At 68.2% G+C, this 4,550-nt stretch carries 4 protein-coding genes and 1 pseudogene; 2 read left to right on the top strand and 3 right to left on the bottom strand.

The features are described from left to right. Positions 1-200: hypothetical protein (locus G6023_RS15770; RefSeq protein WP_206681001.1), on the top strand; the 200-nt coding region annotated here is incomplete at its 5' end. Positions 201-529: 329 nt separating this feature from the next. Then, positions 530-787, top strand: a pseudogene (locus tag G6023_RS12925) (FAD-binding protein); the annotation flags it as partial. A 293-nt stretch (positions 788-1,080) separates the two neighbouring features. On the opposite strand, the gene G6023_RS12920 reads toward G6023_RS12925, so the two are convergent. The 3 genes from G6023_RS12920 to G6023_RS12910 all read right to left on the bottom strand — a co-directional run bounded on the left by G6023_RS12920 (position 1,081) and on the right by G6023_RS12910 (position 3,735). Beyond that, a complete protein-coding gene (locus G6023_RS12920; RefSeq protein WP_182635876.1) occupies positions 1,081-2,304 on the bottom strand; it encodes a calcium/sodium antiporter in 1,224 nt (407 codons plus the stop codon). A 119-nt stretch (positions 2,305-2,423) separates the two neighbouring features. Beyond that, entirely contained in the window at positions 2,424-2,981 is a 558-nt protein-coding gene (locus G6023_RS12915; protein WP_241727854.1) for a hypothetical protein, read from the bottom strand. Positions 2,982-3,216: 235 nt separating this feature from the next. Continuing rightward, on the bottom strand, positions 3,217-3,735 hold the full coding sequence (locus G6023_RS12910) for a hypothetical protein (protein WP_182635874.1): 519 nt from the start codon (positions 3,733-3,735) through the stop codon (positions 3,217-3,219). Between the last annotated feature and the right edge of the window lie 815 nt (positions 3,736-4,550).

The raw sequence follows: 4,550 nt of genomic DNA, 5'->3' as shown, positions 1-4,550 counted from the left end.
AGGAACTCGACGAATCCACCCGTGAACGCTGGCGCGGCCATGCCGAGGGATCCGATCTCGGAAAAGGAGCAACCGCCGTGACGCGCGACAAAGGAGACTCTGGGTTGCACACAGCAGGACACTCAGCGGCAAGGCTGGAACAAGATGAGCTAAGCACGAAACCTGAGACCGGCGGGACATTGGGCGACACACCCAAATGAGCCTTGGCGGTAAGCCGGGCTGATCAACGACGTGGTTAGAATCGCCGTTCTACCGCCTGTAGACATTCCGTCCGAGACGAGACAGGTGGGTGGCGTCGCCCGGGATCGGCCTACGCCGCAGGTCGGGGCCGAGATCGAAGCCGCGCAGGAGGGGGCTCAAGGCCCTCAGATGATTCATCTGATGCAATACGCAGACTACTACTGATCAGGTGCCGGGTTCTGAGGTGTCGAGTTTTCGGTGGGGTTGGACGCAGCACGTGGCGGAGCGGACCCAGGCGGGCGGCGCTGGCGCCCAACCTGGGCGTGGTCTCTGTCGGCGACGACACCGCCTCTTCCTGGTGGACACCCCGGAGCAGCGGCGGATCGGGATCTCCGACTCCCTCGAGCTGGCGTGGCGGGACTGGCTCGGCTCCGCCGGGTTCGACCGCCCCGAGGGCCACTGGCCGCGGCAGTGGGCGCGGGCGTACGTCGAGTTCGCCGCCGGGGAGAAGCGAAAATACCTGCACGACCTGGGCCTGCGGATCATCCCCACCGTCGGCTGGGAACGTGGACCTGCTGCAGACGCTCACGCACGCCAGGCTCGCCGCCCCGTGAGGTCGAGGGCGGCTGCCAGGCTCGAGCAGCAGCGCGACCAGCCTGAGTTGGGCGTCGAAGGACAGCCCCGCCTCGGGCTCGTCGCCGAGTACGTGTACGGGACGGACCGCTGGGAAGGCTTCCGTGTGCACCCGCTGCCGGCTTCGGTGGCGGCGGCGTGCACGGCTACAACTCGTTGGAGGGCACGTTCCTCGGAGGCTGCATCTTCTCGGGGATGAAGGCCGGCCGGGCGATGGCGCGGGAGGTCTGATCGAGGCAGGCACCGCCGGCGCGGCGGTCGTCGCTGTCATGCGCGCGGCGGGGAGGCCCCTGAGCCGCCGGCCGCCGCGTCCTGAGCAGCACTGTCACCTGTGACCGGCCGCCCGCGGGTCTGCGCCCGCCCACGCAGCACACCGAGTTCGTAGGTGGCCAGCACTATCAACCACAGAGCGGTGATGGGGATGACAAACCACAGCATCGCGGCACTGAACGGCCCCAGCGCGTCGTGGTCGGCCGCCTGGAGCACGACGTAGGCGATGTACGCGGCGTAGAAACCGGTGAAGAGAACGCCCTCCCACCGTGCGATCGCCAGGCCGGTGAAGGCGATCGGGAGCAGTGCCAGGGACACCGCGAGCATGATCGGCAGGTCGAAGCGGATGGCCCCGGCCGCGATCTCGATCGGCGCGATGAGTGAGGTCATCCCCAGAACGGCACCGATGTTGAACATGTTGCTGCCCACGATGTTTCCGATCGCCAGGTCGCGCTCACCTCGGATCGCCGCGACCATGCTCGTCGCGAGTTCGGGAAGGGATGTCCCGACGGCCACCACCGTGAGGCCGATGACCAGGTCACTCATTCCCCATGCCGCCGCGAGGTCGCTCGCCGCGGTGACGAGGAGGCGCGCCCCGACCACGAGCATGACGACCCCGACGATCACAAGAGCGCTGCTGACGAGAACCGGGTGCGACGCGGCGACGCCGGACGACCGCGTCTCGTCCGCGCTGTCGCTCCCCGAGCTGTCGTCGGCGGCACCGTCACCGACCGGCTCCTCCGATGCCGCGGCGGCCCGGCCTCCACTCTGCTTGCGCGAGATGACGATCGTCGCCACCACATACGCCACGAGGCCGGCGAACAACAGCAGACCGTCGAGGAAGCTGATCGTGCCGTCGAGTGCCACAAGCAGCAAGACCAGCGAGAACAGAACCATGATGGGGATATCGACCCGCACGACCCGGGACGTCGCCACCAGAGGGGCGACGATCGCTGTCAACCCCAGGATGAGCAGGATGTTCGCGATGTTGCTGCCCACCACGTTGCCGACGGCCAACCCCGGGTATCCGCTCAGCGCGGCATCGACGCTTACCGCGAACTCCGGCGCCGAGGTGGCGAAGGCGACGACGGTGAGTCCCACCACCAGCGGGGAGATCCCGAGGGTCGCGGCCAGACCGCCGGCGCCCCGCACCAGCACTTCGCCGCCGCCGATGAGCAGGACGAACCCCACCGCGAGCGCGGCCACCGTCAGGGCGCTCATGTCAGCTCCGATCGGGTGGTGATGAACCCCGGTCCGGCTGGCGGTGACGGCCTCGTTGCATTACCCATGGGTCGATGATCCCGTGCCGGACTCCGGTTTGTCGATGCGCCGGCAGCGATTCAGCCGGCGGAGGCGACCGCCAGCGGCAGGACAGCCGGGACCCCGGACGAGCGGAGATGCCGGGCTGCCTCGGTGATCGTCCACCCCGTCCCGAGCAGGTCGGCGACCAGGAGGACGGGGCCGTCGGACGCTGTCGACGGGCCGGAGAACGTGCCCCACAGCTGGGCCACGCGGTAGGCCGAGTTCTGGGCGGTCACCGTCGGGAGCGCCTCGTCGCGGCTGAGTTCGCCGAGGTAGTCCATACGGCCCATCTGTGACAGCGCGCGCGCCAGGCTCTGTACGAGGATCGGGTGCTCGCCGGTGAGTAGCGCCGCGACACCGGTCGGGCGGTCGTCCCAGCCCCACTCGCGCAGGACCGGTACGCAGGCGCGGGCCAGCCACTCGGGTGCGTCCTGGTCGGGCTCGGCGAGCAGGGCGCGCAGCTTCTGGCCCAGGCCCAGATCGGTGAGGCGTGCCAGAGCGCGGCCCTCCGCGGGACCGTCGGCGATCTTGCCCTTGAGCGGGACGTCGAGCTTGGCCAGGCCGGTGGGCCGCTGGCGGCGCGGAGGCAGCACCACGCCGGGCCGCTCGAGCGCTTCGCGGGCCCGGGTCAGCGCGCCCGAGTCGACGGAGGTGGTGCGTCGCTGGGGTCCGGGGGCGCAGATACGGCCAGTTCACGGGCGCCAGCCCGGGGAGAAGATCGGCTCGGTTCTGTACTCGCCACGCGCAGGTCCGCACCTGTCCGGACGCCAGTGGGTAACAGCGGAAACGCGTAACGATACTGGTTTCCGGGTGCTGTTGAGTCGCGGTTGATCAGGGGCCGGGTTCTTGGTGGAGTTCGGGGTAGGCGCTCCAGGTGGCGCCGCTGATGAATGCGTGGCGTTTGGTTGTTTGAGCTCTGTATCCGAACTGGGTTGCCGCGATCGCCGGGGGAATGCTGCGGACCAGCTCGCGCATCGCGCTGTTGCGTGCGCCTCGAAGATCGATCCCGTTGTCGCGGAGCTTGCCCATCAGGGTCTGCGGGTTGATGTGATGACCTGCAGTGACCCCGGGAAATAGCCACTGGGATGTTCGGTTGGCGGCGGTGGTCATGTTGGGGCGATGGGCGATGAGTGCGGTCACCGGGTCGGCGAGCGGATGCGGGAGTGCTACCTCGGCGTCGGCGAAGCGGATCCACAGGCCGTTGCTGTCGTCGGTTCTCAGTGCGTCCAGTCGGATGGCGGCGATGCGCGAGACTGGTTGCGCGCAGATCAGCAGCAGGACCGTGGCGGCTTTGACACACCGGGGTCTCTCGCCGTTCCAGAATCGTGGCCAACTGGGCGTAGCGCTCATCGTCGCTGGTCATGGGACTGGTTCGAGCCCGTCGGTGGGGGAACGCGAGGTGGGCGGCCATGTGTTGGTGCGTGATGCACCATTTGACGAACATCCTGGCGGTGCTGCGGGTGGTCGGCCCGGTAGCGAGCCAGGTGTCGATATCGGACTGTGTCGCTTCCGCTAGCGGCGTATTACGGGTGTAGAGCCAGTTGGCGAAGTCGATCGCCACGGTGATCTCCTGTTTGGCGTTGGCGATCGGCCCGTTCTCCAGGGGTTGGCGCTGCGCGCGGGCGCGGAGGTTGCGCAGGTGATGCCAGGTGGCGAATCCGGTGATGATCTGCTGCGATTGGTGGATTGGTGTGGAGGCGAGCTTTTTCTCGAGCCAGCTGGTGAAGCGGTCGAGGTTGCGGTCATAGGGCGCGAGGATTCCGCAGCTGATGAACAGGTCCCGTAGGTGACGTGCGGTGCGCTCGGCGGGGTAGTGGGCGAAGGTGTCGTGACTGATGGGCACGCGGTGTTGCGCGAAGCCGGAGAGGAGCTGGCGAACGTCGGGGTTGCGTAGCCAGATGAGCGCACTGCGAGGGTGGTCTTGGCTGGTCAGCGCGTCGAGTAGTGGTTGCAGTTCGGTGGAGACGAGTCCGGTGTCGGCGGTGGTGAGCAGGGCGGTCAGGTCGTCGGTGAGGCAGCATCGGGCGCAGAGTCCGCGGCGGTGTGGTTCGTCTTGGTCGCCGCAGCGGGTGCAGGTCAGCCGGGGATCGTCGATCCCTGCGCAGTCGGTGCAGATGGCCTGGGTGCCCCCTATCCGCCAGACTGAGGTGAGACACCCGGACTGG

Source organism: Dietzia sp. DQ11-71, from assembly GCF_014144995.1.
Lineage (GTDB): Bacteria > Actinomycetota > Actinomycetes > Mycobacteriales > Mycobacteriaceae > Dietzia > Dietzia kunjamensis.
This window is presented reverse-complemented; position numbering and strand designations above follow the sequence as displayed.